Raw genomic sequence first — 25,380 nt, 5'->3', positions numbered from 1 at the left:
TTACGCGCAGAAAAGAGGGGAAAATTTGAAAGGATTGTATTGCATAGGGAATTTATATTGTGGCGTGGCGGCGAATACCGCCACGAAATAATCACTGGCGGAATACAGCCCGCACATGTTCTAAATCTTTTGGTGTATCAACACCCGTTCCCGGTACTTCTTTAGCAACCGCAACATGAATTTTCTCGCCATACCACAGCACCCGTAGTTGCTCGAGCATTTCGATATTTTCCAGTTGCGATGGTTCCCAGGTTACATAGCGGCGAATAAACCCGGCACGGTAGGCATAAATACCGATATGGCGTAAAAAGCTGTCGCCAATGCTCTCCTTAGACTGAGCAAAACGGTCACGATCCCAGGGAATCGTCGCGCGAGAGAAATAGAGCGCATGCCCTTTGGCATCCATCACCACTTTCACTGCATTGGGATTAAAGGCTTCCTCTGCTGAATCAACAGGTACCGCGAGTGTCGCCATACCTACACCACTGGCGGCCAGGTTATCCGCAACCTGGCGGATAATCACTGGTGGGATCAGCGGTTCATCGCCCTGCACATTGACAATAACGGTATCATCAGCAAATGCGCATTTCTCGATGACTTCAGCCAGACGTTCAGTTCCGGAGTGGTGATCAACACGGGTCATGCAAACTTCACCACCAGCCGCCTGTACAGCTGCGGCAACATCCGCGTGATCAGTCGCAACAATAACCCGTTCAGCACCTGATAACCGCGCCTGCTCCAGCACCCTTACCACCATAGGTTTGCCCGCAATATCAACCAGCGGCTTGCCAGGCAAACGGCTGGAAGCATAACGCGCAGGGATAATCACGACAAAACTCATACACCCGCCTCATCATTTTCCAACGGATGCGCTGCTGTTTCGAGCAAGACAGGGATACCTTCATCAATTGGGAAAACCAGGCCATCCACTTTACAAATAAGGGTATGCTTTTCCTGATTAAAATAGAGTTTGCCCTGGCAAACCGGGCAGGCAATGATTTCAAGCAAACGGTGATCCATATTTCCTCCGTCATGGATCCGAAAAATTACGCTCAGCATACCATAATTGGCTTTGAAGGTTAGTTGGTTTGCATGTTCCGCGTTTTAAGGCTGGCAAGCGCTGGCGGCACCTGGCCAAGAGTTATCTGTGTCGCTCCTTGCCAATTGGCAAAATCAACCAATGCCTGCCAGACACCCTGTTCCAGGTGCTGGCTACTGCGAACCCCCTCTTCCAGCCACAGAGCCATCACTTCCAGCACGCCAGTTTTGCGGTGCATTTTGGCATCCATGCGCCCGACAATCTGCCCACGGTGCAAGACAGGCAGTACGAAATAACCGTACTGTCTTTTTGGTGCAGGTGTATAGCACTCAAGCCGGTATTCAAACTGGAATAACTGTGAGGCCCGACGCCGGTCCCACACTACCGGGTCAAATGGAGATAATACCGTTGAGTGAGTGGCATTAAGGGTATCCTGTTCAGCCTGAGGCAACAGGGGCAGCAGGCTGTTATCAAGCCACATGGTTCCGAGGTCTTCCACTTCAACTTGCGTAACCGCCTGCTCACCCAGCCAGCGGTCTGTTACTGTGTTTGCCTGAATATTTTTAAGCCGGTAGTAATCGGCAAGCCAGGCCGGTTTAAAAATACCGAGACACCGGGCACTACGTGACAGCATCACACTTTCGGCTTCACTTTGGGTTAAGCCATGTTGCGCATCATCCCACCCGGGCATGATTCTGTGTGTCAGGTTATAGACCCGCTGGAAATTATGGCGTGACGCCACCATCACTTTCCCGGCAGTGAATAAACCTTCCAGGTGCCGCTTGTGTGGTTTCCACTCCCACCACCCGCTTTGCCCGGGCCTGGGGTGAGCAAAATCAGCAGCACGGACGGGACCATTTTCAGCCATCCACGCCAGTAGCTCAGCAATCTCCTGCTCATGGGTTGCCATCCACTCTGCGGAATACTTACAGCCCATCTTATGTGGGTTAAGCATCCGGTGACGTATCAGTGCAAAGTCTTCTTTCGGCAGGAAACAGGCCTCATGTGCCCAGTATTCAATCAACTCACCGCGGGACAGTGACTCCTCAAGCCAGGGGAATGGGAAACTCCCTAACCTGCTGAACAGCACAATCCACGGACTGCGGGCAACAATATTAATCGTATCTATCTGGAGCAAGGCCATTTGGCGAATGGTTGTGAGAATATCAGCTGGAACTGCACGCTTACGTGGCTTTTTCAGCAGCCCTTGAGCGGCAAGGTGCAAATTGCGGGCTGCTTTACGGGAAAGACAGACATGAGACATATCGCTCCTTATTAGTCAGAAGATGGCGACTACCTTCAGGATGCCAGTTTAATTATCTCCTGCAGAAGTTTGCCAGCACCAGGTCCGTGCATTTGCGCATCCACCGGCAAATACCACCAATTGCCCTGGGCAAAATGACGGCATTTCACGGCATCTTTTTCAGTCATGATCAGATGCTGGTGGCTACCCTGTAAACTTTCGACCTGCTCACGGTTAAGCGCCTGGTGATCCGGGAGTGAAACACGTTTTACCAGTTCCGCCCCCTGCTGTTCAAGTGTGGTAAAAAAGCGAGGTGGGTGACCAATCCCGGCCATTGCCACTAAATCTTCCAGTGTGGCTACCGGCGTTTCTTCTCCGGTAACCAGGTTAACAGCTAAACCCGGAGCGAGTTGCATGGCAATTTCCCCGGGCTTTGGCTGGCCACCATTAACAATAACGGCATCCACTGTTTTCAGGCGGGAAGAGCGTTCGCGCATCGGGCCTGCGGGCAGCCACCAGCCATTGCCAAAGCGGCGCACACCGTCGACAACCACAATCTCTTTATCGCGCCCCAGCGCATAATGTTGCAGGCCGTCATCGGTCACAACAACCTGGACTGACGGATTTCGGGCCAATAGAGATTTAACTGCCTCACTGCGCTGTGGCGCTACTGCAACCGGCGCTCCGGTGCGCTGATAAATCAGAACCGGTTCATCACCCGCCTGTGCTGTTGCAGTCTCCGGGCCGACAAGCAGAGGATAATGGGCAGATTTACCACCATACCCCCGGGACACCACGCCAACACAAATCCCCTGTTGCTGCAATTGCTCCACCAGCCATATCACTACCGGGGTTTTACCGTTTCCCCCGGCAGTCAGGTTACCCACCACTACAACAGGTACTGGGGCCTTCCAGACTTTGCGCAGCCCAATGCGGTAACTGAGCCGGATACAATAGCTTACCAGCCCATATAGCCAGGATAGTGGCAACAACAACCGCCAGAGTGGTGATTCACCAGACCAGATACGGGAAATCATTCGCCAAATTGCATCCGGTGAAGTTGAGCATAAACACCCGCTTTTTCGATCAGGACACGGTGTGCACCGCGTTCTACAATGCGCCCGTCTTCTACCACAATAATTTCATCTGCCTGTTCAATAGTAGACAAGCGATGTGCTATCACCAGCGAGGTACGGTTTTTCTGCAGTTCATCCAGTGCAGACTGGATAGCCCGCTCAGATTCAGTGTCCAGTGCAGAGGTGGCTTCATCCAGAATCAGTATTGGGCTATTGCGCAGCAACGCCCTGGCAATAGCAATACGCTGACGCTGACCACCAGAGAGTAACACGCCATTCTCGCCAATCACCGTATCCAGCCCGTTGTCCATCTTATTGATGAAATCCATCGCGTAAGCCATTTCTGCAGCCTGTTCGATATCTTCACGGGTGTACTGCCCGGAACGGGCATAGGCAATATTATTGGCGATGGTATCGTTGAATAAATGTACATTCTGCGAAACCAGCGCAACCTGGTCACGCAATGATGCCAGGGTATATTCACGGATGTCGTTCCCGTCGATTATGATTTGCCCGTCATCGATATCGTAAAAGCGTGTGATTAAACTGGCGATAGTGGACTTACCAGAGCCAGAACGCCCCACCAGTGCAACCGTTTTCCCAGATGGAATAGTCAGGCTGATATCACGCAAAGCAGGCACATCACGACCTGGATAAGTAAAGGTCACATTGCGGAATTCAATATCACCTGTTGAGCGCTCAATCACTTTAGTGCCGTCGTCTTTTTCCTGCTCACTGTCCAGAATGGTAAACAGTGTCTGGCAGGCTGCCATCCCACGCTGGAACTGCGAGTTCACGTTTGTCAGGGATTTCAGCGGACGCATCAGTGCAATCATTGAAGAGAACACAACGGTGATAGTCCCGGCGGTCAGGTTTTGCATAACACTTGGGAAACTCGCCGCATACAGAACGAATGCCAGAGCAAGGGAAGCGATTAGCTGAATCAACGGGTCTGAAATGGACGAAGCTGAAACCATTTTCATCCCTTGCTGGCGCATACGGTTACTGACTTTATTAAACCGTTCGCGTTCAACCTGTTGCCCACCAAAGATCAGCACTTCTTTATGCCCTTTCAGCATCTGCTCCGCGCTGGTCGTGACCTGCCCCATAGTGTTCTGCATGCTTTTACTGATACTGCGAAAGCGCTTAGAGACGACACGAATAGCCATGGAGACAATAGGGGCCAGCACAATAAGGATCAGGGATAACTGCCAGCTGTAGTAAAACATCATGATAAACAGGCCAATAATGGAGGCCCCTTCACGAACCACTGTAATAAGCGCGCTGGATGATGAAGAAGCAACCTGCTCCGAATCATAAGTAATGCGCGACAACAATGTGCCCGTAGATTGTTTATCAAAAAAGGAAACGGGCATCCCCATCATATGGTTGAACAGACGACGGCGCATGTTCATTACCACTTTACCGGAAACCCATGAAATACAATAACTGGACACATAACTGCTGATGCCACGAAGCAGCATCAGGCCAATGACCACCAGCGGCATCCACATCAACACGGAACGGTCTGTCTTACCAAAACCATCGTCCAGCAGTGGTTTCAGTAGCGATAACATGAAAGTATCGCTGGCCGCGTTGGCCACCAACGCAACACCCGCCACAATCAGACCTAATTTGAACGGAGCAATAATCGGCCAAAGCCGCCGGAAGGTCTGTAAGGTGGAGAGATCTTTATCGATATGCATTCAATATTAACCAGCACTTGTTGAAATAGCCGCATATTCTACCTGTTATCTGGCCTCACGCCAAACCAGCGTTGATACCAGGGGGTGAAAAAGCGGGCCCGATGCGCAGAAATCCGCCAGCCTGTTGATGAGAAGCTCACACTAACCTGGCCATGCAAAGCGGTGTCGTACCACTGGTAGCTATGCTGCTGGTAACGTTCAATAACCGCAGGAGATGGCATATTCCATGGGTTATAACGTGCAACTGACGCCAGTGCCACAGAGCCTTCAGCCCGCCCGACAAAACGTATCCCGGAAGAGCTTTTGCTGCCATGGTGTGGCACCTGCACGACATCAGCTTTCATGGACGCCGGGTGTTTGGTCAGCAATAACTCAGCTGGCAGCTCAAGGTCTCCCGTTAGCAACACCCGATGAATACCATCACTCACAAGAACAACACATGAGCGGTTATTCTCGCTTCCCTGATATTGTAATGGGGGCCAGACAACATCAAAAGACAGCCCCTGCCATTGCCATTGTTTGCCCTGATAACAATGGCGCCCCCCGGCCCTCGGGGTGTTATGCCATTGGGTTATCCCCGGCCATTGCGCCTGAATTGACGCCAGCCCGCCATTATGGTCCGTATGCTCATGGCTGATAACCACACCCTCTGGTACCAGGTTATGCCAGGCAAGCCAGGGTAAAATGACCTGCTGCCCGGTATTCCCCCCTTCCCACCGGTTACCCGTGTCATACAGAAAAGCATAGCCGTTACGCTCAATAACCATTGCCAGCCCGTGGCCGATATCCAGCATATGTACCCGCCAGCCATTATGGTGGTGACGCAACCACCAGGGCGCGCATAACACCGCGACCAGCGCAGCACAGGTAAACGGGGAAGTTCGTAACCAGTGAAATCGCATAATGACCAGCATGCACCAGGGCAGAAAGGACATTGTGCTCATCCGCCAGTCCACGGGTAACCAGCCTTTTGGCAGCCCGGCCAATACCCAGAACAATGCAGCCAGCAATGTATCCACACATTGCCATATCAAACCTGGAGCCAGCACACTATTTGCCAGCACAATATCAGCCAGAACTCCAAGAAAAATCAGTGGGACAACCAGAAATGTCACCATGGGTACAGCAATAAGATTAGCAGGAAGCGAAGTGAATGATATCCCGTGGAATAAGGGAACCTGTAGTGGCAATAACAGCAGGCATGCCCCAAGTTGCAGGTGAACCAGAGCAGCACAAAAATGCGCTGCCCGGTATTTTTTTACCCCGTAGAAAGGTAACCACTGGCACCAAAAAATAAGTGCACTGACAGCAAAGGCTGATAGCCAGAAACTGTCGGAAAGCAGTGTGAGTGGGTCGAATAACACGACACAGGCAAGACACACCACCAGAACATCCCATGCGCCCCACTGGCGCTGGTATAAGCGAATTACCCCCCAGGTGCCCAGAGCAATAAGGCTGCGTACAGCGGGCGGGTTGCCGCCACTCAACCAGGTATACCCTGCTGCACAAGCGATACTGGCAATAATGGGAAAAGACGGGCGAATCCAGTGGGCTGGCAAGAAAAACTGAATTAGCCGCGCCAACAACCAGCCAGCACCCCCCGCCTGTGCAATATGTAACCCCGATATCGCCATCAGATGTGCGGTTCCAGTCTCACGCAATATTTGCCTGACACCTGCCTGCATGTTTCCGCGCTCGCCAAAAGCCAGTGCGTGAATGACAGCACCCCACGCTAAATGCGCAGTCTGTTGCTCTACACGGCGAATTAACGTTGCGCGCCGTGAACAAGAGGCTTTGATAAGCTGAACGTCTGCCATTCGGCCCGATAACACAAATCCACTTGCCATTGCAGCCCGTTGCCGGGAGTAACCACCCGCATTATATTGCCCATGCACAGCTCTTAATGTGCTGCTGACTTGCCAAAGCTGGCCGGAGCAAGGTTGTGACTCAGGTAACTTGCCATACAGTATAACGCCTGGTGGAAACTGCCTTTTTTTGCCCCTCCACTGCACTATTTTACCGTGATGGCGTTCTCCTTGTGTGCTGGTAATTTGGACCACCATACTCTCCCGCTTCCCACTCATTTCGGCCATGGTAATTAACGCAGATTGCGCATGAACCAGCGCCCAACTCAATGCCAAAGCACCACAGGCGCAATAACGCCACACCATATGGCGAGTGCGGCAAAGCACCCACCCACCGGCGCAAATCAGTATGAGAGCAAACCAGAGTGGTGGGATGACAGGTAACCAAAGTAGTGGGCTTATACCTGCCAGGATCCAGAAACTGAGTTTGGGTAGTTGCAGCACAATGTTCTCCTTGTGCTGCCAGTTTGCCGCTGCTGGCAGAAAAACCCAGTGCCAGTCGCAATTTCCTGGGGGCGCTTTCCGGAAAAACTCGTGCTTGCAGTAACAGGGGGGATTTGGTGCGAGGCACGCTGCAGAAACAGCATGAAGAACCCAGGCTCAACGCCGGGCAGAACCAATGGCGGTAACAAACAGATAAAACAAACGGCACCCTGAGGTGCCGCCTGTGCGAACTAATTAAGCCTGTAAGGCAAATCAGCCATAAATATTGGCGCGGTCACGTAGCTCTTTGCCTGGTTTGAAGTGGGGAACATATTTTCCTTCCAGATCCACTTTATCGCCAGTTTTAGGATTACGCCCGGTGCGTGGTGCGCGGTAATGCAATGAGAAGCTGCCAAACCCCCGGATTTCAATACGCTCCCCCTGCGCGAGGGTAGAAGCCATATGTTCCAGCATTTCTTTAACCGCATCTTCTACAGCCTTGGCTGGAATATGAGATTGCTGGCCGGCAAGTCTTTCTATCAATTCTGACTTGGTCATGTTTCCTCCGGTTTCCATCAGGAAAAATGTTTACAGCTACATTGAACAAGGGCGGCCGAAGCCGCCCTGATTAAGCAGAAAGGTCGATTACTCGCCTTTAGCTGCTTTAAACGCTTCAGCCATTGCGTTAGAGAAGTTGCCGTCTTCTTGTTTGTTAACAGAAGCAATTGCATCTTTCTCGTCAGCTTCGTCTTTCGCACGAACAGACAGGCTTACTACGCGGTTTTTGCGGTCAACACCAGTGAACTTCGCTTCAACGTCATCACCAACGTTCAGAACCAGAGTAGCATCTTCAACGCGGTCACGGGAAGCTTCAGAAGCACGCAGATAGCCTTCTACGCCATCAGCTAATTCAACTGTAGCACCTTTTGCGTCAACTGCAGTGACTTTACCAGTCACGATAGCGCCTTTCTTGTTCACAGCAACGTAGTTGTTGAACGGATCTTCAGCCAGTTGTTTCACACCCAGGGAGATGCGTTCACGTTCTGCGTCAACCTGCAGAACAACAGCGGCGATTTCGTCACCTTTTTTGTACTCACGTACAGCTTCTTCGCCTGCAACGTTCCAGGAGATGTCAGACAGGTGAACCAGACCGTCGATGCCACCGTCCAGGCCGATGAAGATACCAAAGTCAGTGATAGACTTGATTTTACCTTCAACGCGATCGCCTTTGTTGTGGGTTTCTGCGAACTGCTGCCACGGGTTAGCTTTGCACTGTTTCAGGCCCAGGGAGATACGACGACGTTCTTCATCGATATCCAGAACCATAACTTCAACAACATCACCAACGTTAACAACTTTAGACGGATGGATGTTTTTGTTAGTCCAGTCCATTTCAGAAACGTGTACCAAGCCTTCAACGCCTTCTTCGATTTCTACGAAGCAGCCGTAATCAGTCAGGTTGGTTACACGACCGGTCAGTTTAGTACCTTCCGGATAACGTTTAGCGATAGCAACCCACGGATCTTCGCCCAGTTGTTTCAGACCCAGAGATACACGGGTACGTTCACGGTCGAATTTCAGAACTTTAACAGTGATTTCATCGCCAACATTCACGATTTCGCTCGGATGCTTAACGCGTTTCCATGCCATATCAGTGATGTGCAGCAGACCATCTACACCGCCCAGATCAACGAATGCACCGTAGTCAGTGAGGTTCTTAACGATACCTTTAACTTCCATGCCTTCCTGCAGGTTTTCCAGCAGTTGATCACGTTCAGCGCTGTTTTCAGATTCGATAACGGCACGACGAGAAACAACAACGTTGTTGCGTTTCTGATCCAGCTTGATCACTTTGAATTCAAGCTCTTTGCCTTCGAGGTGCAGAGTGTCGCGAACAGGACGTACGTCAACCAGTGAACCTGGCAGGAACGCACGAATGCCGTTCAGCTCAACAGTGAAGCCGCCCTTGACTTTGCCATTGATAACACCAGTAACAGTGGCAGCTTCTTCGTATGCTTTTTCCAGCATCAGCCATGCTTCGTGACGTTTTGCTTTTTCACGAGACAGTTGGGTTTCGCCGAAGCCGTCTTCTACTGCATCCAGAGCAACGTCGACTTCGTCACCAACCTGGATTTCAAGTTCGCCCTGGGCATTTTTGAACTGCTCAGCCGGAATGGCAGACTCAGATTTCAGACCGGCGTCAACCAGTACTACGTCTTTGTCGATAGCAACAACAACGCCACGAACGATGGAACCCGGGCGGGTTTCGATTTCTTTCAGGGACTCTTCAAAGAGTTGAGCAAAAGATTCAGTCATGTTGATAATCTTCAGGATCTTCTATTTAACGTCCACCTGGCTCCGTGCCGGATGGGGTTGTTTAACATGCCCGCGAACACTCCATTGCCGCAGGTACTACAATTCTGATGCTTGTGCAAAAACAGGAAGTTTACATACTCCCCAGTTTTTCACGTGCATATTCCAGCGCCTTTTCAATCACTTGCTCGATGCTCATCTGGGTTGAATCCAGTAATAATGCATCCTGAGCGGGTACCAAAGGCGCGACAGGCCGGTTGCGATCACGGTCATCGCGTTCTTTTATCTCGGCCAAAAGGCGTTCAAAGTTAACACTAAACCCTTTATCCTGCAACTGCCGCATACGGCGCAAAGCACGTTCTTCCGACGAAGCATCAAGGAAAATTTTAACAGGTGCGTCAGGAAATACCACTGTTCCCATGTCCCGGCCATCCGCAATCAGGCCTGGCGCTTCACGAAATGCACGCTGGCGGCGCAATAATGCTTCGCGCACGCGGGGAAACGCAGCAACCTGAGAGGCCGCACTGGCAACTTCCTGAGTACGGATTTCACCACTGACATCTTCGCCTTCCAGCACCACTTCAAGGTTGCCGTTGACAGACAAAAAGCGAACATCCAGATGCGCAGCCAGCGGAACCAGCGCTTCTTCACTGGAAGTATCGACATGATGATGTAACGCGGCCAGTGCGAGGACACGGTAAATCGCACCGGAATCCAGTAAATGCCATTGCAATGCTTCAGCCATCGCTTTACACAGAGTTCCTTTACCCGCGCCACTTGGGCCATCGATGGTAATTACGGGAACGTGTGGCGTCATAGTATTCTCCTTCGTAACGAGTGACAGGCCGTTAGCATAAACGCCGCGCATTATACGCCGCATCGCCGCAGACTGTTACCCTCAGGAGAAAATAACGCGTTTTTTTGAGAATGGGCCAGCCAGAAGAAGTATGTGCCACCACTTTGGCGGCACATATTATTATCAGGCTAATTCGCTGATACTGGCCAGGCGTTCGAAGTAATCAGGGAAGGTTTTCGCCGTACATTTGGGGTCAAGGATAGTCACTGGCGTATCAGACAACGCAACCAGTGAGAAACACATTGCCATACGGTGGTCATTGTATGTCCCAATTTCCGCAAAGGTCAGTTGGGCTGGTGGGGTGATTGAAATAAAATCATGCCCTTCTTCCACTTCAGCACCTACTTTACGTAATTCTGTAGCCATAGCCGTAAGGCGATCAGTTTCCTTCACACGCCAGTTGTAAATATTGCGCAGTGTGGTGGTACCCTGCGCAAATAACGCGGCGGTCGCAATCGTCATCGCGGCATCGGGAATATGGTTCATGTCCATATCGATGGCATGGAGTTCACGACGGGTACAGGCAATAAAATCATCGCCCCAGGTTATTTCAGCCCCCATTTTTTCCAGCACATCTGCAAACCGGATATCCCCCTGAACACTGTTGCGGCCAATACCGGTAACTTTAACAGTTCCACCTTTAATGGCAGCAGCAGCAAGGAAATAAGATGCCGAAGATGCATCCCCTTCGACCAGGTATTTACCCGGAGACTGGTAAGTTTGCCCGCCACGAATAACAAATGTTTGATATTGCTGGTTTTCGACCATCACACCAAAAGTCTGCATCAGGTTCAGCGTGATATCAATGTAAGGCTTAGAAACCAGTTCACCCTTAATAGTAATGACGGTGTCCTGAGCGGCCAGCGGAGCAGTCATCAATAACGCAGTAAGGAACTGGCTGGAAACGCTGCCATCCACTTCCACCTGGCCCCCAGAAAAACCACCCTGAATATGCAGCGGTGGGTAATTTTCCTGCTCAAGGTAGGAAATTTTGGCTCCGCCCTGGCGCAGGGCATCGACCAGGTGCCCAATCGGGCGCTCTTTCATGCGTGGTTCGCCTGTCAGCACAATGTCATTGTTGCCAAGGCACAATGCTGCCGCTAATGGGCGCATTGCTGTACCCGCATTTCCCAGAAAAAGTTCGAGAGCATCGGCGGATTTCAGTGGGCCACCCAAACCAGTCACTTCACAATGGGTACGGTCAGCAGACAACTTATATTGCACACCCAGTGCGCTAAGCGCATTGAGCATATGGCGTACATCATCGCTGTCCAACAGGTTTGCCAGCGCCGTGGTGCCTTGCGCCAGTGCAGCCAGCAACAATGCACGGTTAGAGACACTTTTAGAACCTGGCAGGTTAATGGTTCCGTCTACCCGGGCGATGGGTTGTAACGTCAGGGATTCCAGCATGGAGGTAAAGCTCTCAACAAAAAACAAAATAAGCAGAAACCCCGCACCAGGCGGTACGGGGCAAGGAATTAAACACGATGATTAACCGTGGCGGCGTTCAAAATCCACCATAAAATCAGTCAGTGCCTGTACGCCAGCCAGTGGCATTGCATTGTAAATAGAAGCGCGCATGCCCCCCACTACACGGTGGCCTTTCAACGCATGCAGCCCGGCTGCGAAGGATTCTTCAAGGAACAAAGCATCCAGTTTGCTGTCCGCCAGTTGGAACGGAATATTCATACGAGAACGGTTTGAAGCAGCGACATCGTTGCGGTAGAAATCGCTGTTATCAATCACACCGTAGAGTAAGTCAGACTTCTGCTGATTCGCTTTATCCATTGCAGCCACGCCACCCTGCTCTTTCAGCCATTTGAAGACCAGGCCTGCAAGGTACCAGGCGAAAGTAGGCGGTGTATTAAACATGGAGTCATTCTCGTTCAGAACGGAATAGTCCAGAATAGACGGGCAGGCTTTACTGGCTTTACCCAGCAAGTCTTCACGCACGACGACCAGAGTCAGGCCTGCCGGGCCGATATTTTTCTGCGCACCGGCATAGATAACGCCATAACGGCTGACATCAATAGGACGAGACAAAATGGTTGAAGAGAAATCCGCTGCAACCACAACATCCGGACCAAAATCAGGCGTTTCATCAATGGCAATACCATCGATAGTTTCATTTGGGCAATAGTGCAGATAGGCCGCGTTGTCGGACAATTGCCAGTCACGCATTGGGATAATCGCACGTTTGCCATCAACAGTGACTTTCGCATCAATCACATTGGGGGTGAGGTATTTTTTGGCTTCTTTTACTGCGCTACTGGCCCAGTAACCGCCATCGACGTAATCCGCAGTGGATTTATCACCCAGAATGTTCAGCGGTACGCCTGCAAACTGGCCACGACCACCGCCGTGACAGAAGAGAACCTTATAGTTGGAGGGGATTTGCAACAAGTCGCGAAAATCCTTCTCTGCTTCTTCAGCCACCTGAATAAATGGTTTACCACGATGGCTGACTTCCATTACTGACGTGCCGAGCCCTTGCCAGTCGCACAATTCTTGTTGTGCATGACGAAGTACATCTACCGGCAACATTGCCGGGCCAGAACTAAAGTTATAGACCTGAGTCATTTCCCCTCACCACATAAAAGCAATCGTTTTTTCCTGTGACTCCGGTTTTATCACTCACGTGGCAATGCTGCAATGGTTATTCCAGCAGGCCAGATAACATCAGACCAGCACTGGTCGGCAGATTACTCGGGAAAATACTGTATGACTGATAATTTTATCTTTTTATTTGTCACACCCGTGACGCAATCAGCATGTTATAGATGAGTAAACTTTTTGTGTTCATACTCAAGATGATTTCCTTGCGCTGTGGCATATCCGTAGCACAGGAAAAGGAAAAAACGTATCATTGCGCCCTTTTCGTACGAACAAAGTGGACACCATGACTCAAACTTATATTCCCGGCAAAGATGCCGCCCTGGAAGACTCTATCTCCCGCTTCCAGCAAAAATTGACCGATCTGGGGTTCAATATTGAAGAAGCCTCATGGCTTAATCCTGTTCCTCATGTCTGGTCTGTGCATATTCGCGACAAAGACTGTGCACTGTGTTTTACCAATGGGAAAGGTGCAACCCGCAAGGCGGCTCTCGCTTCTGCGCTGGGGGAATATTTTGAACGCCTTTCCACCAACTACTTTTTCGCTGACTTTTGGTTAGGCGACACCATCGCTAATGGGCCTTTCGTTCATTATCCCAACGAAAAGTGGTTTCCTCTGCCGGATGATGATGAATTACCTGAAGGGATCCTCGATACACACCTGCGTGCCTTTTATGATCCGGATCAGGCACTGACTGCCAGCCAGTTGGTTGACTTGCAATCCGGTAATGGCGACCGGGGAATCTGCGCTCTGCCTTTTACCCGTCAGTCCGACGACCAGACGATTTATATCCCAATGAACATTGTTGGCAACCTGTATGTTTCTAATGGGATGTCAGCAGGCAACACCCGGTATGAAGCGCGTGTTCAGGGTTTATCTGAAGTATTTGAGCGCCATATTAAAAACCGTATCATTGCCGAGTCTATTAGCCTGCCAGCTATCCCTGATGAGGTAATGGCTCGCTACCCGGGCGTGGTGGAAGCCATTGCCAAACTGGAAGCGGAAGGTTTCCCTATCTTTGCATATGACGGCTCTCTGGGTGGAAAATACCCGGTCATCTGTGTGGTGCTGTTTAACCCGGCCAATGGCACCTGTTTTGCTTCATTCGGTGCGCACCCAGACTTTGGTGTAGCACTGGAACGTACCGTTACTGAATTACTCCAGGGCCGCAGCCTGAAAGATCTCGATGTCTTCACCCCGCCAACATTTGATGATGAAGAAGTGGGTGAGCACGCCAACCTGGAAACACACTTCATCGATTCCAGCGGTTTGATCTCCTGGGATCTGTTTAAAGATGATGCTGATTACCCGTTCGTCGACTGGTCATTTAAAGGCACCACCGACGAAGAATTCGCCACGCTGATGGCTATATTCCAGACTGAAGGCAAGGAAGTCTACATCGCCGATTATGAACACCTTGGGGTTTATGGATGCCGTATTTTGGTTCCGGGGATGTCTGATATCTACCCGGCTGAAGATTTGTGGCTGGCGAACAACAATATGGGCAGCCATTTACGGGAAACTATCATGTCGTTGCCTGGCAGCAGGCTGCAACCGGAAGAATATCTGGCACTGATTGAGCAACTTGACGACGAGGGTCTGGATGATTTCACCCGTGTGCGTGAGTTGTTAGGCCTGGCGACTGGCAATAAAAATGGCTGGTATACCCTGCGTATTGGTGAGCTGAAAGCGATGCTGGCACTGGCCGGTGGGTCTTTGGAGCAGGCGTTAATCTGGACTGAATGGACAATGGAATTCAACGCATCCATATTCAGCGCAGAGCGCGCTAACTACTACCGTTGCCTGCAGACATTATTGTTGCTTGCACATGAAGAAGAGCGTGACCCGGCACAATATCAGTCCGCGTTTACTCGCATGTACGGTGCAGAAGCACTGGCTCATGCTCAGGCGGCACTATCAGGTGAATCAGCCTTCTACGGCCTTCCTGTGATAGATAAAGACCTGGAAGCCTTGCCCGCACACCAGTCATTACTGGCAGCCTACCAAAAGCTACAAAAAGCTAAACAGCGCTGGTGGAGTGAGCAGGATAAATAATGCTTTTGCCTGTAGGCGCAGCGATAACGAAAGGCTATATTACGGGGCAACTTTTTTGCCCCGCTTTTTTATTGTGCTAATTCCTATTAATATGTAGCGCATTGGTTAATGTTGAGTAACCAAAATATATTCTCACAGAATAATATGTAACTAATCTGACTTATTTATGGCAGATTCTTTAACGCGGACCAGGGGGTTTTAAAAGAAAATTCAAAACTATTTGTAAAATTTAAAAAAAATTTTTATCATTGAATTCATAACGTTATGCCGTTTTCCGCAAGAATCCATGTGGTTTTCGGGTCTATTACACTGGCGGGTTATGATCCATATCAAATTCTACTCTATAATGCTTTGTTAGTATCATCTCGCCGAATTAATTAAGAGAGAGTTAGTGTGAAAGCTGACAACCCTTTTGATCTTTTACTTCCACCTGCCATGGCAAAAGTTGCCGAAGATGCAGGTGTTTATAAAGCAACTAAACATCCGCTAACAACTTTCTATTTAGCGATTACTGCGGGTGTCTTTATCTCAATTGCGTTTGTCTTTTATATAACCGCAACCACTGGCACCGCAGGTATGCCGTTCGGTGTTGCAAAATTGATAGGCGGGGTGTGCTTCTCATTGGGGCTTATCCTGTGTGTCATTTGCGGCGCGGATCTGTTTACTTCAACCGTGTTAATTGTTGTTGCTAAGGCAAGCGGGCGCATCACCTGGGGTCAACTGGCCCGTAACTGGTTAAATGTTTATGTCGGTAACCTCGTTGGTGCACTACTCTTTGTATTGCTGATGTGGCTGTCCGGTGAATACATGACCGCTAATGGTGCCTGGGGGTTAAATGTACTCCAGACCGCAGACCATAAATTACATCATACTTTTGTTGAGGCTGTTTGCCTTGGCATCCTGGCAAACCTGATGGTCTGTCTGGCTGTTTGGATGAGCTATTCTGGTCGTAGCCTGATGGATAAAGCGTTCATTATGGTATTACCGGTAGCGATGTTCGTCGCAAGTGGCTTCGAGCACAGTATTGCAAATATGTTCATGATCCCGATGGGAATCGTGGTTCGTAACTTTGCCAGCCCGGAATTCTGGTCTGCTGTTGGCCTGACTCCGGAACAATTTCCTCATCTGACTGTGATGCATTTCATCACTGATAATCTTATCCCGGTAACAATAGGTAACATTATTGGCGGTGGCTTGTTAGTTGGATTGACGTACTGGGTAATTTACCTGCGTGGCGGCGACAAGCATTAATGTCAATGCTAAGCAGTAAATAAGAAATCCACATTAGAAGGTAGGTGTTACATGTCCGAGCTTAATGAAAAATTAGCCACAGCCTGGGAAGGTTTTGCAAAAGGTGACTGGCAGAATGGGGTCAACTTACGTGACTTCATCCAGAAAAACTACACCCCGTATGAAGGCGACGAAGCTTTCCTGGCCGGTGCGACTGACGCGACTACCGCGCTGTGGGACAAAGTCATGGAAGGCATCAAAATCGAGAACAGCACTCACGCGCCTGTTGATTTTGATACCAATGTAGCTTCCACCATCACTTCTCACGATGCTGGTTACATCAACAAAAGTCTGGAAAAAGTTGTTGGCCTGCAAACTGACGCTCCGCTGAAACGTGGTCTGATTCCGTTCGGCGGCATCAAAATGATCGAGAACTCCTGCAAAGCGTATGACCGCCAGCTGGATCCTCGCCTGAAACAAATCTTCACTGAATACCGTAAAACTCACAACCAGGGCGTGTTCGATGTTTACACTCCGGACATCCTGCGTTGCCGTAAAGCAGGCATCCTGACTGGTCTGCCTGATGCTTATGGTCGTGGTCGTATCATTGGTGACTACCGTCGTATCGCCGTTTACGGTATCGACTACCTGATGAAAGACAAATTTGCTCAGTTCACTTCTCTGCAATCCAAACTGGAAAACGGCGAAGACCTGGAAGCAACCATTCGTCTGCGTGAAGAAATCGCTGAACAGCATCGCGCCCTGGGCCAAATCAAAGAAATGGCAGCTAAATATGGTTGCGATATCTCTGTTCCGGCTGCAAACGCTCGTGAAGCTGCACAGTGGACCTACTTCGGTTACCTGGCTGCCGTTAAATCACAGAACGGTGCTGCAATGTCCTTCGGTCGCGTATCCTCTTTCCTGGATATCTACATCGAACGTGATATCAAAGCTGGCCGCCTGAACGAACAAGAAGCACAGGAAATCATCGACCACCTGGTGATGAAACTGCGTATGGTTCGTTTCCTGCGTACTCCTGAGTATGATGAACTGTTCTCTGGCGACCCGATTTGGGCAACTGAATCTCTGGGCGGTATGGGTCTTGATGGCCGTACTCTGGTTACCAAAACCAGCTTCCGTTTCCTGAACACCCTGTACACCATGGGGCCGTCTCCGGAACCGAACATGACCATCCTGTGGTCTGAAAAACTGCCGCTGAACTTCAAAAAATTCGCTGCAAAAGTTTCCATCGACACGTCTTCTGTTCAGTATGAAAACGATGACCTGATGCGTCCTGACTTTGACAACGATGATTACGCTATCGCTTGCTGCGTAAGCCCGATGATCGTTGGTAAACAAATGCAGTTCTTCGGTGCTCGTGCTAACCTGGCTAAAACTCTGCTGTATACCATCAACGGCGGTGTTGATGAAAAACTGAAAATGCAGGTTGGTCCGAAAACTGAACCGCTGAAAGGCGACGTTCTGAAATTCGACGAAGTTATGGACCGTATGGATCACTTCATGGACTGGCTGGCAAAACAGTATGTCACCGCTCTGAACGTAATCCACTACATGCATGACAAATACAGCTACGAAGCCTCTCTGATGGCTCTGCATGACCGTGACGTTATCCGCACCATGGCTTGTGGTATCGCTGGTCTGTCAGTTGCAGCTGACTCCCTGTCTGCAATCAAATACGCCAAAGTTAAACCTATCCGTGACGAAGACGGTCTGGCTGTCGACTTCGAAATCGAAGGTGAATACCCGCAGTTCGGTAACAACGACCCGCGTGTTGATGACATGGCTGTTGACCTGGTTGAACGTTTCATGAAGAAAATTCAGAAACTGAATACCTACCGCAACGCTATTCCGACTCAGTCTATCCTTACCATCACTTCTAACGTTGTTTATGGTAAGAAAACTGGTAACACTCCGGATGGCCGTCGTGCAGGCGCTCCGTTCGGTCCTGGTGCTAACCCAATGCACGGCCGTGACCAGAAAGGTGCTGTTGCCTCTCTGACCTCCGTTGCTAAACTGCCGTTCGCTTACGCGAAAGATGGTATCTCTTATACCTTCTCTATCGTTCCGAATGCTCTGGGTAAAGATGATGAAGTGCGTAAAACTAACCTGGCAGGCCTGATGGATGGTTACTTCCACCATGAATCGTCTGTTGAAGGTGGTCAGCACCTCAACGTTAACGTTATGAACCGTGAAATGCTGCTTGATGCGATGGAAAATCCGGAAAAATATCCGCAACTGACCATCCGTGTTTCTGGTTACGCTGTACGCTTTAACTCTCTGACTAAAGAACAGCAGCAGGACGTTATCACCCGTACCTTCACCCAGTCCATGTAATGGCTGAGGCTTCGCCTTCCAGGCCAGTCGCTCCCCTTCCCGGTAATGCCGGGAAGGATAAAGTAACAGCAGTACTACAACCTGGAAGATGAAGGGTATAAAATAAAGGCTCCACTCTGGTGGGGCCTTTCTTGTAAACCGCACCTCCTCTGTGAGCCCGTTTTGCAAGCTGACTCTGCTTAAGGCCAGCTCGCAAAACAGACTCGACGTGGCGTTCTACGGATTGACCACGCTAAACGCGCCTGAACATTTCAGGCCCGAACGGGAGAATACATCGCAATGTCAGTAACTGGTCGCATTCACTCCTTTGAATCCTGTGGTACGGTCGACGGCCCGGGCATTCGCTTTATCACCTTTTTCCAGGGCTGCCTGATGCGCTGCCTTTACTGCCATAACCGTGATACCTGGGACACCCACGGCGGTAAAGAAGTCACCGTTGAAGAGTTAATGAAGGAAGCCGTCACTTATCGCCATTTTATGAATGCTTCAGGCGGTGGGGTCACAGCCTCTGGCGGTGAAGCAATCCTCCAGGCAGAGTTTGTGCGCGACTGGTTCCGGGAATGCCGGAAAGAAGGCATTCACACCTGTCTGGATACCAATGGCTTTGTAAGACGTTATGACCCGGTGATTGACGAATTACTGGATGTCACCGACCTCGTTATGCTTGATTTAAAACAAATCAATGACGACATTCACCAGAATCTGGTTGGTGTTTCTAACCACCGGACAATGGAGTTCGCTCGTTATCTTGCCAAACGTAAGATTAACACCTGGATTCGCTATGTGGTGGTTCCTGGCTGGTCAGACGACGATGACTCTGCTCACCGCCTGGGGGAATTCACCCGCGATATGGGCAATGTAGAGAAAATTGAACTCCTGCCTTACCACGAGTTAGGCAAACATAAATGGGTGGCGATGGGCGAAGAGTATAAGCTTGATGGCATCAAGCCACCCAAGAAAGAGACCATGGAGCGTGTAAAAGGGATTCTGGAGCAATACGGGCACAAAGTGATGTACTGAACCCGTATTGGCGCACACTCTTTCACAAACACGGATAACAGCTTTTAAGCCACAAGCGGAATCACTCCGGTAGGTATAAAAAAAGCCTCTGCATTGCAGAGGCTTTTTTGTCTTGAGGGCGGGTTGATCACGCATGAGCAACAGGCGTTGGATGTTTTCCTGCCTTACGCAGCAACATCAGCAAGTAGATAAACGCAACAGTACCAATAGTAATAAACAGCAAGCTGTCGGAGAAACGTTGCATCAGCATTGCAGTCAATGTCGGCCCAAGGAGGCTGCCAACCGTATAGCTGAGCAGTAATGCCTGGTTCATTGAAACCAACTGATGCGGAGCGACACGCTCACACGCCCAGGCCATAGCAACCGGATAAAGGGTGAACCCGGCAGCGCCAAGGATAAACAAAGCAGGAGCCAGTGCAGCCTGAGACAACATGGCGACACAAGCAATAATAACGATAAACACCTGTACGCGCAGAACCAGCAAACGCCCATAGCGGTCGGCAAGGCGGCCAACCGGCCACTGCCCTACAATACCGGCGCTCACCATCAGAGCCATCCAGAAACCGGTTTGCGAATCAGTATAGTTCTGGTGGTTCAACCACAGTGGCATTAAGCCATACAGTGAACCAAGTACCACCCCAGAAATAACACAACCGTTAACACCCAGGCGTGCCTGGCGCAGCCGTAACATGCTAAATACCGGAGTACTTTGGTGGTTAATATTTTCCATCGCCGTAATGCGGGTAAACAACAGTGGCAGTATACCGGATAATACAAGAGCCACAGTCCACGGCAGAACACTGAGCAACGCCGTATCCACTTTACTGACCAGTAATTGCCCGATTACGGTTCCAACGTAATACACCATCATGTATGCGGCCAACAGGCGGCCACGATTAGCCGAAGTCCCACTGCACATCAGTGCACTTTCAACAACCACCCACAACAGTGCGCAACCAATGCCGGCGATAAAGCGCCAGACAGACCATGACCAAAAGCCGACTGTAAGGCCGAGACCCGCACTGCCAATCGCAAAAATAATCGCGGCAAGATAGTAGCTGCGGTTAAATCCCAGGCGTTTAATCAACCATCCTGCCAGTACCGTACCCAGTAAATTCCCGGAAAAATAGGAGGAACTGACAACGCCAACTTGCCAGACAGGCAATTGATCATGAGCAAGCCAAAGCGGAACAAGCGTGTTCAGAACAGCAATCGCCAGAGTCAACAAAAGTAGCCCACAGAGCAACAATTGCACTGGGCGAGAATAGGTACGCATTAAAGTAAAACCGTGAGGGAGGCCACAAAGTGAGCGCATCATGCCACTGAAAAAAACAAAGTCAATATCACTGAAAACCGCGGATGCACAAGAATAATCCATTAATTCAGATTACTTATGATAAGTACATGATGAGTTTTTTAAATTAAAAGTAACTTACTGTTTTTATTTAAAAAAAACAGAAAACAGCGGAAAGGATGATATCAAAAATTTCATGGAATTATTTCCCTTGCTTCTTCCCTGATTTTACCCACTCCAGAGTATGTTCTGCTCAGACAAACAAGCACTACCGTTTCCACCCGGAGCGAAATATATAACCACTGCAGTTAACTTTTCTCGTTGCAAAAATCTCATTTAAGGGATATTTTCTCACAAAAGAGATAATGAGACGAAAAACGATGGATAACTCCTCAGGGCAGGCACTGGCAATAGCGCTGCGAAACTTGCGTGTCGCTCGCGGTTTAACTCTGCAACAATTGTCTGAGCAGTGTGGCGTCAGCCGCGCGAGCTTATCACGTATAGAAAATGGGGAAGTCAGCCCGACAGCGGATACCCTTGGGCGACTTGCCAGCACCTACACCCTGCCCATATCGCAACTGCTTGCACCGCTGGAGCAAACTTTTACGCCACTTATCCGCCGCGCCAACCAAACAACCTGGGAAGATACTGACAATGGTTTTCTGCGCCGTATTGTTTCGCCACCAGGTGGTGAACTCGGTATGGAAATTATCGAAGGTAACCTGCAGGCAAACCAGTGTATTAACTACGCACACCCTGCCTTTGCAGGCCACGAGCATCACCTGGTGATGTTATCTGGCACACTGGAGCTGACGATTGAAAATACCCCACATCTGCTGCATGAAGGCGACTGCCTGCGCTATCGCCTGTATGGCGGTTCACAATTCAAAACGCACAATCAACCAGCACGGTACATTATCGCCATGACGAAAAGGAGCATGTAGTGACAATCGCTTTATTACGACTTGATGGTTCAGGGCTTGAACAGCACCTCGAACCACTGACCTCCCTGCTGGTTGAGAGCGTGGCACAAGGCGCATCCATCAGTTTTATTAGCCCATTCAGCCAACAGGATGCATGGCAATTCTGGCTTGAAAATGTAAAACCTGATGTTGAATCAGGTGGGCGGGCACTTTTTGCCGCTTTGCTGGATGGTAACCTGCTGGGGACAGTTCAGTTGATTACCCGAATGCCGCCCAACCAGCCACACCGGTGTGAAGTCGCTAAAATGATTGTGCACCCAGGGGCCCGGCGTTGTGGGCTGGGGCGTGCAATGATGCACCACATCATGCAATATGCGCGGGAGCAGGGAAAAACGCTGATGACACTGGATACCCGCACTGGTGCTGCCGGAGAAGCGCTTTACCGTTCAGTCGGTTTTAAGGTTGCCGGAATGACGCCCGGATTCGCACTGGATACCGATGGCAAGAGTACCCATTCAACAACCTGGATGTACTGCACATTGTAATGCACTGCTAACAGCTACGTTTCCCATAAAAAAAGCGCCCGCAGGCGCTTTTTTACTGAGTTTGGCATCAGAATATAGTGCAGGCTTGATTAGCCAATATATTCCAGACCACGCATATAAGGGCGTAATACTTCCGGTACCTGAATACGGCCATCTGCCTGCTGGTAGTTTTCCAGCACGGCCACCAGCGCACGGCCAACAGCCAGACCAGAACCATTCAGCGTATGTACCAGGCGTGGTTTTTTCTCTGTTTTGCTACGGCAACGAGCCTGCATGCGACGCGCCTGGAAATCCCATACGTTAGAGCAGGAAGAGATTTCACGGTAGGTATTCTGTGCCGGGATCCAGACTTCAAGATCATAAGTCTTACAGGCGCTGAAGCCCATATCCCCGGAGCACAACAATACTTTCCGGTAAGGCAGGCCCAACAGTTGCAGAACTTTCTCTGCATGGCCTGTCATTTCTTCCAGAGCGTCCATTGAATCTTCCGGGCGAACAATCTGCACCATTTCGACTTTATCAAACTGGTGCATACGGATAAGACCACGCGTATCACGGCCATAAGAGCCTGCTTCTGAACGGAAGCACGGAGTATGCGCCGTCATTTTCAAAGGCAGAGACTCTTCATCCAGAATTTCGTCACGCGCCAGATTAGTCAACGGCACTTCGGCAGTCGGGATCAGTGCGTAATTACTGCTGTCTGCTTCTTCTTCCAGCGGGCGGGTATGAAATAAGTCACCGGCAAATTTTGGCAACTGCCCGGTACCATAAAGCGTGTCGTGGTTAACCAGGTAAGGGACATAATTTTCGCTATAGCCGTGCTGCTCTGTATGCAGGTCAAGCATGAACTGGCTCAGAGCACGGTGCATGCGGGCAACCTGCCCTTTCATGACCACAAAGCGTGACCCGGTCAGTTTTACTGCCGCAGCGAAATCCAGACCACCCAGCGCTTCACCTAAAGTAACGTGATCACGAACTTCAAAATCAAACTGACGTGGCTCGCCCCAACGGAACACTTCCACGTTGTCGTTCTCGTCCTTACCCTGAGGAACACAGTCATCAGGCAGGTTAGGAATGGTCAGAGCGTATTCACGAATATCTGCCAGCAGTGTTTCCAGCTCAACTTTGGCCTTATCCAGTGCCTCACCAAGCTTGTTCACTTCCTGGCGTAATGGCTCAATATCTTCCCCACGCGCTTTCGCCTGGCCGATGGATTTCGATCGTGCGTTACGTTCTGCCTGCAGATTTTCAGTTTCTACCTGCAAGACTTTACGGCGCTCTTCAAGCGCACGCAGCTTATCAACATCCAGCTTAAAGCCCCGGCGTGCCAGTTTTTCAGCGACTGCGTCTGGCTCATTACGCAGCAGATTGGGATCGAGCATGCTTATCCTGTGCTTTTTATCGAATTGAATTTGAGAAAAAAACCCGTGAAACGCATCACGGGCAGTGTTGATAACCTTACCGCAACGACCGCATTAGCGGTAGCGTTTTATAGGGCTATTTTTGTCCTGTTCAGCAAGCCAGGCGAGCTTTTCGCCAATTTTGCCTTCAAGCCCACGGTTGGTAGGGCGATAATAGCGCGTTTGTGCCATTTCTGGTGGGAAATAGTTTTCGCCAGCAGCATAAGCATTTGTTTCGTCGTGTGCGTAACGGTACTCTTCACCATACCCCATGTCTTTCATCAGGCGGGTTGGCGCATTACGCAAATGTACCGGTACGTCGTAATCAGGTTGCTCCCGGGCATCATGCATTGCCGCCTTAAACGCCGTATAAACCGCATTACTTTTCGGTGCACACGCAAGGTAAACAATCGCCTGAGCAATTGCCCGCTCACCTTCTGCCGGGCCAACCCGGGTAAAGCAATCCCACGCTGAAATCGCAACCTGCATGGCTCGCGGGTCAGCATTACCAACATCTTCTGAAGCAATAGCCAGGCAACGGCGTGCAACATACAGTGGGTCACCACCAGCTGAAATAATACGCGCATACCAGTACAGGGCGGCATCTGGCGCAGAACCTCTGACAGATTTATGCAATGCAGAAATCAAATCGTAAAAACGATCGCCTTTGTTATCAAAACGGGCGCTGCGTTCACCGGCAACTTCGCGTAACAAACTGGCTGTCAAAATGCGTTTACCGCTGGCATCGGTTTGTGCCATATCCGCTAACATTTCCAGCGTATTCAGTGCGCGACGTGCATCACCATTCACCAGTTCAGCAATTGCCTGGCGGGTATCATCGGGCAAAACAAGATTTTGCCCGCCATAGCCCCGCTCACTGTCATTCATGGCCTGCAACAGTACCTGCTCGATATCGGCAGCTGTCAGCGATTTTAATAAATACACCCTGGCCCGGGAAAGCAGTGCGGAATTTAGCTCAAAAGAAGGATTTTCCGTTGTCGCGCCAATAAAGGTTACCGTGCCATCTTCAATATGCGGCAGGAATGCATCCTGCTGGCTTTTGTTAAAGCGGTGGACTTCGTCAACAAACAAGATAGTACGGTGGCCTGCATGGCGGTTTTGCCTTGCCCGTTCAATGGCTTCGCGAATTTCTTTTACACCAGAGGTAACCGCAGAAATACGTTCGACATTGGCGTTAGCATAACGCCCAATGACTTCCGCCAGTGTCGTTTTTCCTGTTCCCGGAGGCCCCCAGAGGATCATCGAATGCAACTGGCCTGCTTCAATCGCTTTAGGTAGCGGTTTACCCGGCCCTAACAAGTGCTGCTGGCCAATATACTGCGCAAGATTTTCTGGCCGCATACGCGCGGCCAGAGGCAGGAAAACATTGTCGGAAAAATCGAGTGGCAAATTACTCACAACC

20 protein-coding genes are annotated in these 25,380 nt (G+C 50.2%); 6 read left to right on the top strand and 14 right to left on the bottom strand.

Going from position 1 to position 25,380, the window contains the following annotated elements; translation table 11 throughout:
- Nucleotides 1-91 precede the first annotated feature (91 nt).
- From kdsB to serC, 11 genes are all read right to left on the bottom strand, one after another.
- Nucleotides 92-841, bottom strand: a complete 750-nt coding sequence (gene kdsB / locus DT73_RS09835; protein WP_036107792.1) for a 3-deoxy-manno-octulosonate cytidylyltransferase — start codon at nucleotides 839-841, stop codon at nucleotides 92-94.
- Entirely contained in the window at nucleotides 838-1,020 is a 183-nt protein-coding gene (locus DT73_RS09830; RefSeq protein ID WP_036107787.1) for a Trm112 family protein, read from the bottom strand. The genes kdsB and DT73_RS09830 overlap by 4 nt, the downstream gene beginning before the upstream one ends.
- Before the next feature lie 59 nt (nucleotides 1,021-1,079).
- Nucleotides 1,080-2,303 (bottom strand): winged helix-turn-helix domain-containing protein, encoded by a 1,224-nt coding sequence (locus DT73_RS09825; RefSeq protein WP_036107784.1) that lies wholly within the window; start codon nucleotides 2,301-2,303, stop codon nucleotides 1,080-1,082.
- A gap of 35 nt (nucleotides 2,304-2,338) precedes the next feature.
- Entirely contained in the window at nucleotides 2,339-3,319 is a 981-nt protein-coding gene (gene lpxK / locus DT73_RS09820; protein WP_036107781.1) for a tetraacyldisaccharide 4'-kinase, read from the bottom strand.
- The gene (gene msbA / locus DT73_RS09815; RefSeq protein ID WP_036107778.1) at nucleotides 3,316-5,064 is read right to left on the bottom strand and encodes a lipid A ABC transporter ATP-binding protein/permease MsbA; all 1,749 of its coding nucleotides are present in this window, start codon (nucleotides 5,062-5,064) and stop codon (nucleotides 3,316-3,318) included. Before msbA ends, lpxK begins: the two co-directional genes overlap by 4 nt.
- Nucleotides 5,065-5,102: 38 nt before the next feature.
- The gene (locus tag DT73_RS09810) at nucleotides 5,103-7,373 is read right to left on the bottom strand and encodes a DNA internalization-related competence protein ComEC/Rec2 (RefSeq protein ID WP_036107775.1); all 2,271 of its coding nucleotides are present in this window, start codon (nucleotides 7,371-7,373) and stop codon (nucleotides 5,103-5,105) included.
- A gap of 252 nt (nucleotides 7,374-7,625) precedes the next feature.
- The gene (gene ihfB, locus DT73_RS09805) at nucleotides 7,626-7,910 is read right to left on the bottom strand and encodes an integration host factor subunit beta (protein ID WP_036107772.1); all 285 of its coding nucleotides are present in this window, start codon (nucleotides 7,908-7,910) and stop codon (nucleotides 7,626-7,628) included.
- Nucleotides 7,911-7,997: 87 nt separating this feature from the next.
- Nucleotides 7,998-9,668, bottom strand: coding sequence for a 30S ribosomal protein S1 (rpsA, locus tag DT73_RS09800; protein ID WP_036107757.1), 1,671 nt, complete (start codon nucleotides 9,666-9,668; stop codon nucleotides 7,998-8,000).
- A 130-nt stretch (nucleotides 9,669-9,798) separates the two neighbouring features.
- A complete protein-coding gene (gene cmk / locus DT73_RS09795; protein ID WP_036107754.1) occupies nucleotides 9,799-10,482 on the bottom strand; it encodes a (d)CMP kinase in 684 nt (227 codons plus the stop codon).
- 162 nt (nucleotides 10,483-10,644) lie between these two features.
- Nucleotides 10,645-11,928: a 3-phosphoshikimate 1-carboxyvinyltransferase gene (gene aroA / locus DT73_RS09790; RefSeq protein ID WP_036108716.1), complete on the bottom strand. Its 1,284-nt coding sequence runs from the start codon at nucleotides 11,926-11,928 to the stop codon at nucleotides 10,645-10,647.
- Between the two features lie 84 nt (nucleotides 11,929-12,012).
- Nucleotides 12,013-13,101 carry a 3-phosphoserine/phosphohydroxythreonine transaminase gene (gene serC / locus DT73_RS09785; RefSeq protein WP_036107751.1) on the bottom strand — a complete coding sequence of 363 codons (1,089 nt, stop codon included), beginning with the start codon at nucleotides 13,099-13,101 and terminating at the stop codon, nucleotides 12,013-12,015.
- Nucleotides 13,102-13,420: 319 nt separating this feature from the next.
- Between serC and ycaO the strand changes: the two genes are divergently transcribed.
- The 4 genes from ycaO (at nucleotide 13,421) to pflA (ending at nucleotide 19,795) form a co-directional block, all read left to right on the top strand.
- The gene (gene ycaO / locus DT73_RS09780) at nucleotides 13,421-15,190 is read left to right on the top strand and encodes a 30S ribosomal protein S12 methylthiotransferase accessory factor YcaO (protein ID WP_036108715.1); all 1,770 of its coding nucleotides are present in this window, start codon (nucleotides 13,421-13,423) and stop codon (nucleotides 15,188-15,190) included.
- Between the two features lie 393 nt (nucleotides 15,191-15,583).
- Nucleotides 15,584-16,441 (top strand): formate transporter FocA, encoded by an 858-nt coding sequence (gene focA, locus DT73_RS09775; RefSeq protein WP_036107749.1) that lies wholly within the window; start codon nucleotides 15,584-15,586, stop codon nucleotides 16,439-16,441.
- A gap of 51 nt (nucleotides 16,442-16,492) precedes the next feature.
- On the top strand, nucleotides 16,493-18,775 hold the full coding sequence (gene pflB / locus DT73_RS09770) for a formate C-acetyltransferase (protein WP_036107747.1): 2,283 nt from the start codon (nucleotides 16,493-16,495) through the stop codon (nucleotides 18,773-18,775).
- 279 nt (nucleotides 18,776-19,054) lie between these two features.
- Nucleotides 19,055-19,795 carry a pyruvate formate lyase 1-activating protein gene (pflA, locus tag DT73_RS09765; protein WP_036107744.1) on the top strand — a complete coding sequence of 247 codons (741 nt, stop codon included), beginning with the start codon at nucleotides 19,055-19,057 and terminating at the stop codon, nucleotides 19,793-19,795.
- 127 nt (nucleotides 19,796-19,922) lie between these two features.
- Here pflA and DT73_RS09760 read toward each other — a convergent pair whose 3' ends face one another.
- On the bottom strand, nucleotides 19,923-21,071 hold the full coding sequence (locus DT73_RS09760) for an MFS transporter (protein WP_036108712.1): 1,149 nt from the start codon (nucleotides 21,069-21,071) through the stop codon (nucleotides 19,923-19,925).
- Between the two features lie 398 nt (nucleotides 21,072-21,469).
- On the opposite strand from DT73_RS09760, the gene DT73_RS09755 reads away from it, so the two are divergent.
- Nucleotides 21,470-22,033 (top strand): helix-turn-helix domain-containing protein, encoded by a 564-nt coding sequence (locus tag DT73_RS09755; RefSeq protein WP_036107740.1) that lies wholly within the window; start codon nucleotides 21,470-21,472, stop codon nucleotides 22,031-22,033.
- Nucleotides 22,033-22,557 (top strand): GNAT family N-acetyltransferase, encoded by a 525-nt coding sequence (locus DT73_RS09750; RefSeq protein ID WP_036107736.1) that lies wholly within the window; start codon nucleotides 22,033-22,035, stop codon nucleotides 22,555-22,557. The genes DT73_RS09755 and DT73_RS09750 overlap by 1 nt, the downstream gene beginning before the upstream one ends.
- Nucleotides 22,558-22,646: 89 nt before the next feature.
- Here the strand turns inward: DT73_RS09750 and serS are convergent, their stop codons facing one another.
- Together serS and DT73_RS09740 are read right to left on the bottom strand one after the other, a co-directional pair.
- Nucleotides 22,647-23,939, bottom strand: a complete 1,293-nt coding sequence (gene serS / locus DT73_RS09745) for a serine--tRNA ligase (protein WP_036107733.1) — start codon at nucleotides 23,937-23,939, stop codon at nucleotides 22,647-22,649.
- Between the two features lie 93 nt (nucleotides 23,940-24,032).
- Entirely contained in the window at nucleotides 24,033-25,376 is a 1,344-nt protein-coding gene (locus tag DT73_RS09740) for a replication-associated recombination protein A (RefSeq protein WP_036107732.1), read from the bottom strand.
- Between the last annotated feature and the right edge of the window lie 4 nt (nucleotides 25,377-25,380).

The sequence above is a fragment of the Mangrovibacter sp. MFB070 genome, assembly GCF_000705335.1.
GTDB classification, from domain to species: Bacteria; Pseudomonadota; Gammaproteobacteria; order Enterobacterales; family Enterobacteriaceae; genus Mangrovibacter; species Mangrovibacter plantisponsor.
Note: the sequence above shows the minus strand (reverse complement) of the source record. Positions and strands in the feature narration are given on the sequence as shown.

Bases quoted from the DNA above. Each gene is read 5' to 3' on its own strand.
- serS (WP_036107733.1), bottom strand. From the start codon at position 23,939: ATGCTCGATCCCAATCTGCTGCGTAATGAGCCAGACGCAGTCGCTGAA.
- rpsA (WP_036107757.1), bottom strand. From the start codon at position 9,668: ATGACTGAATCTTTTGCTCAACTCTTTGAAGAGTCCCTGAAAGAAATC.
- msbA (WP_036107778.1), bottom strand. From the start codon at position 5,064: ATGCATATCGATAAAGATCTCTCCACCTTACAGACCTTCCGGCGGCTT.
- ihfB (WP_036107772.1), bottom strand. From the start codon at position 7,910: ATGACCAAGTCAGAATTGATAGAAAGACTTGCCGGCCAGCAATCTCAT.
- lpxK (WP_036107781.1), bottom strand. From the start codon at position 3,319: ATGATTTCCCGTATCTGGTCTGGTGAATCACCACTCTGGCGGTTGTTG.
- ycaO (WP_036108715.1), top strand. From the start codon at position 13,421: ATGACTCAAACTTATATTCCCGGCAAAGATGCCGCCCTGGAAGACTCT.
- cmk (WP_036107754.1), bottom strand. From the start codon at position 10,482: ATGACGCCACACGTTCCCGTAATTACCATCGATGGCCCAAGTGGCGCG.
- DT73_RS09755 (WP_036107740.1), top strand. From the start codon at position 21,470: ATGGATAACTCCTCAGGGCAGGCACTGGCAATAGCGCTGCGAAACTTG.
- serC (WP_036107751.1), bottom strand. From the start codon at position 13,101: ATGACTCAGGTCTATAACTTTAGTTCTGGCCCGGCAATGTTGCCGGTA.
- kdsB (WP_036107792.1), bottom strand. From the start codon at position 841: ATGAGTTTTGTCGTGATTATCCCTGCGCGTTATGCTTCCAGCCGTTTG.
- pflA (WP_036107744.1), top strand. From the start codon at position 19,055: ATGTCAGTAACTGGTCGCATTCACTCCTTTGAATCCTGTGGTACGGTC.
- DT73_RS09760 (WP_036108712.1), bottom strand. From the start codon at position 21,071: ATGCGTACCTATTCTCGCCCAGTGCAATTGTTGCTCTGTGGGCTACTT.
- DT73_RS09830 (WP_036107787.1), bottom strand. From the start codon at position 1,020: ATGGATCACCGTTTGCTTGAAATCATTGCCTGCCCGGTTTGCCAGGGC.
- DT73_RS09825 (WP_036107784.1), bottom strand. From the start codon at position 2,303: ATGTCTCATGTCTGTCTTTCCCGTAAAGCAGCCCGCAATTTGCACCTT.
- pflB (WP_036107747.1), top strand. From the start codon at position 16,493: ATGTCCGAGCTTAATGAAAAATTAGCCACAGCCTGGGAAGGTTTTGCA.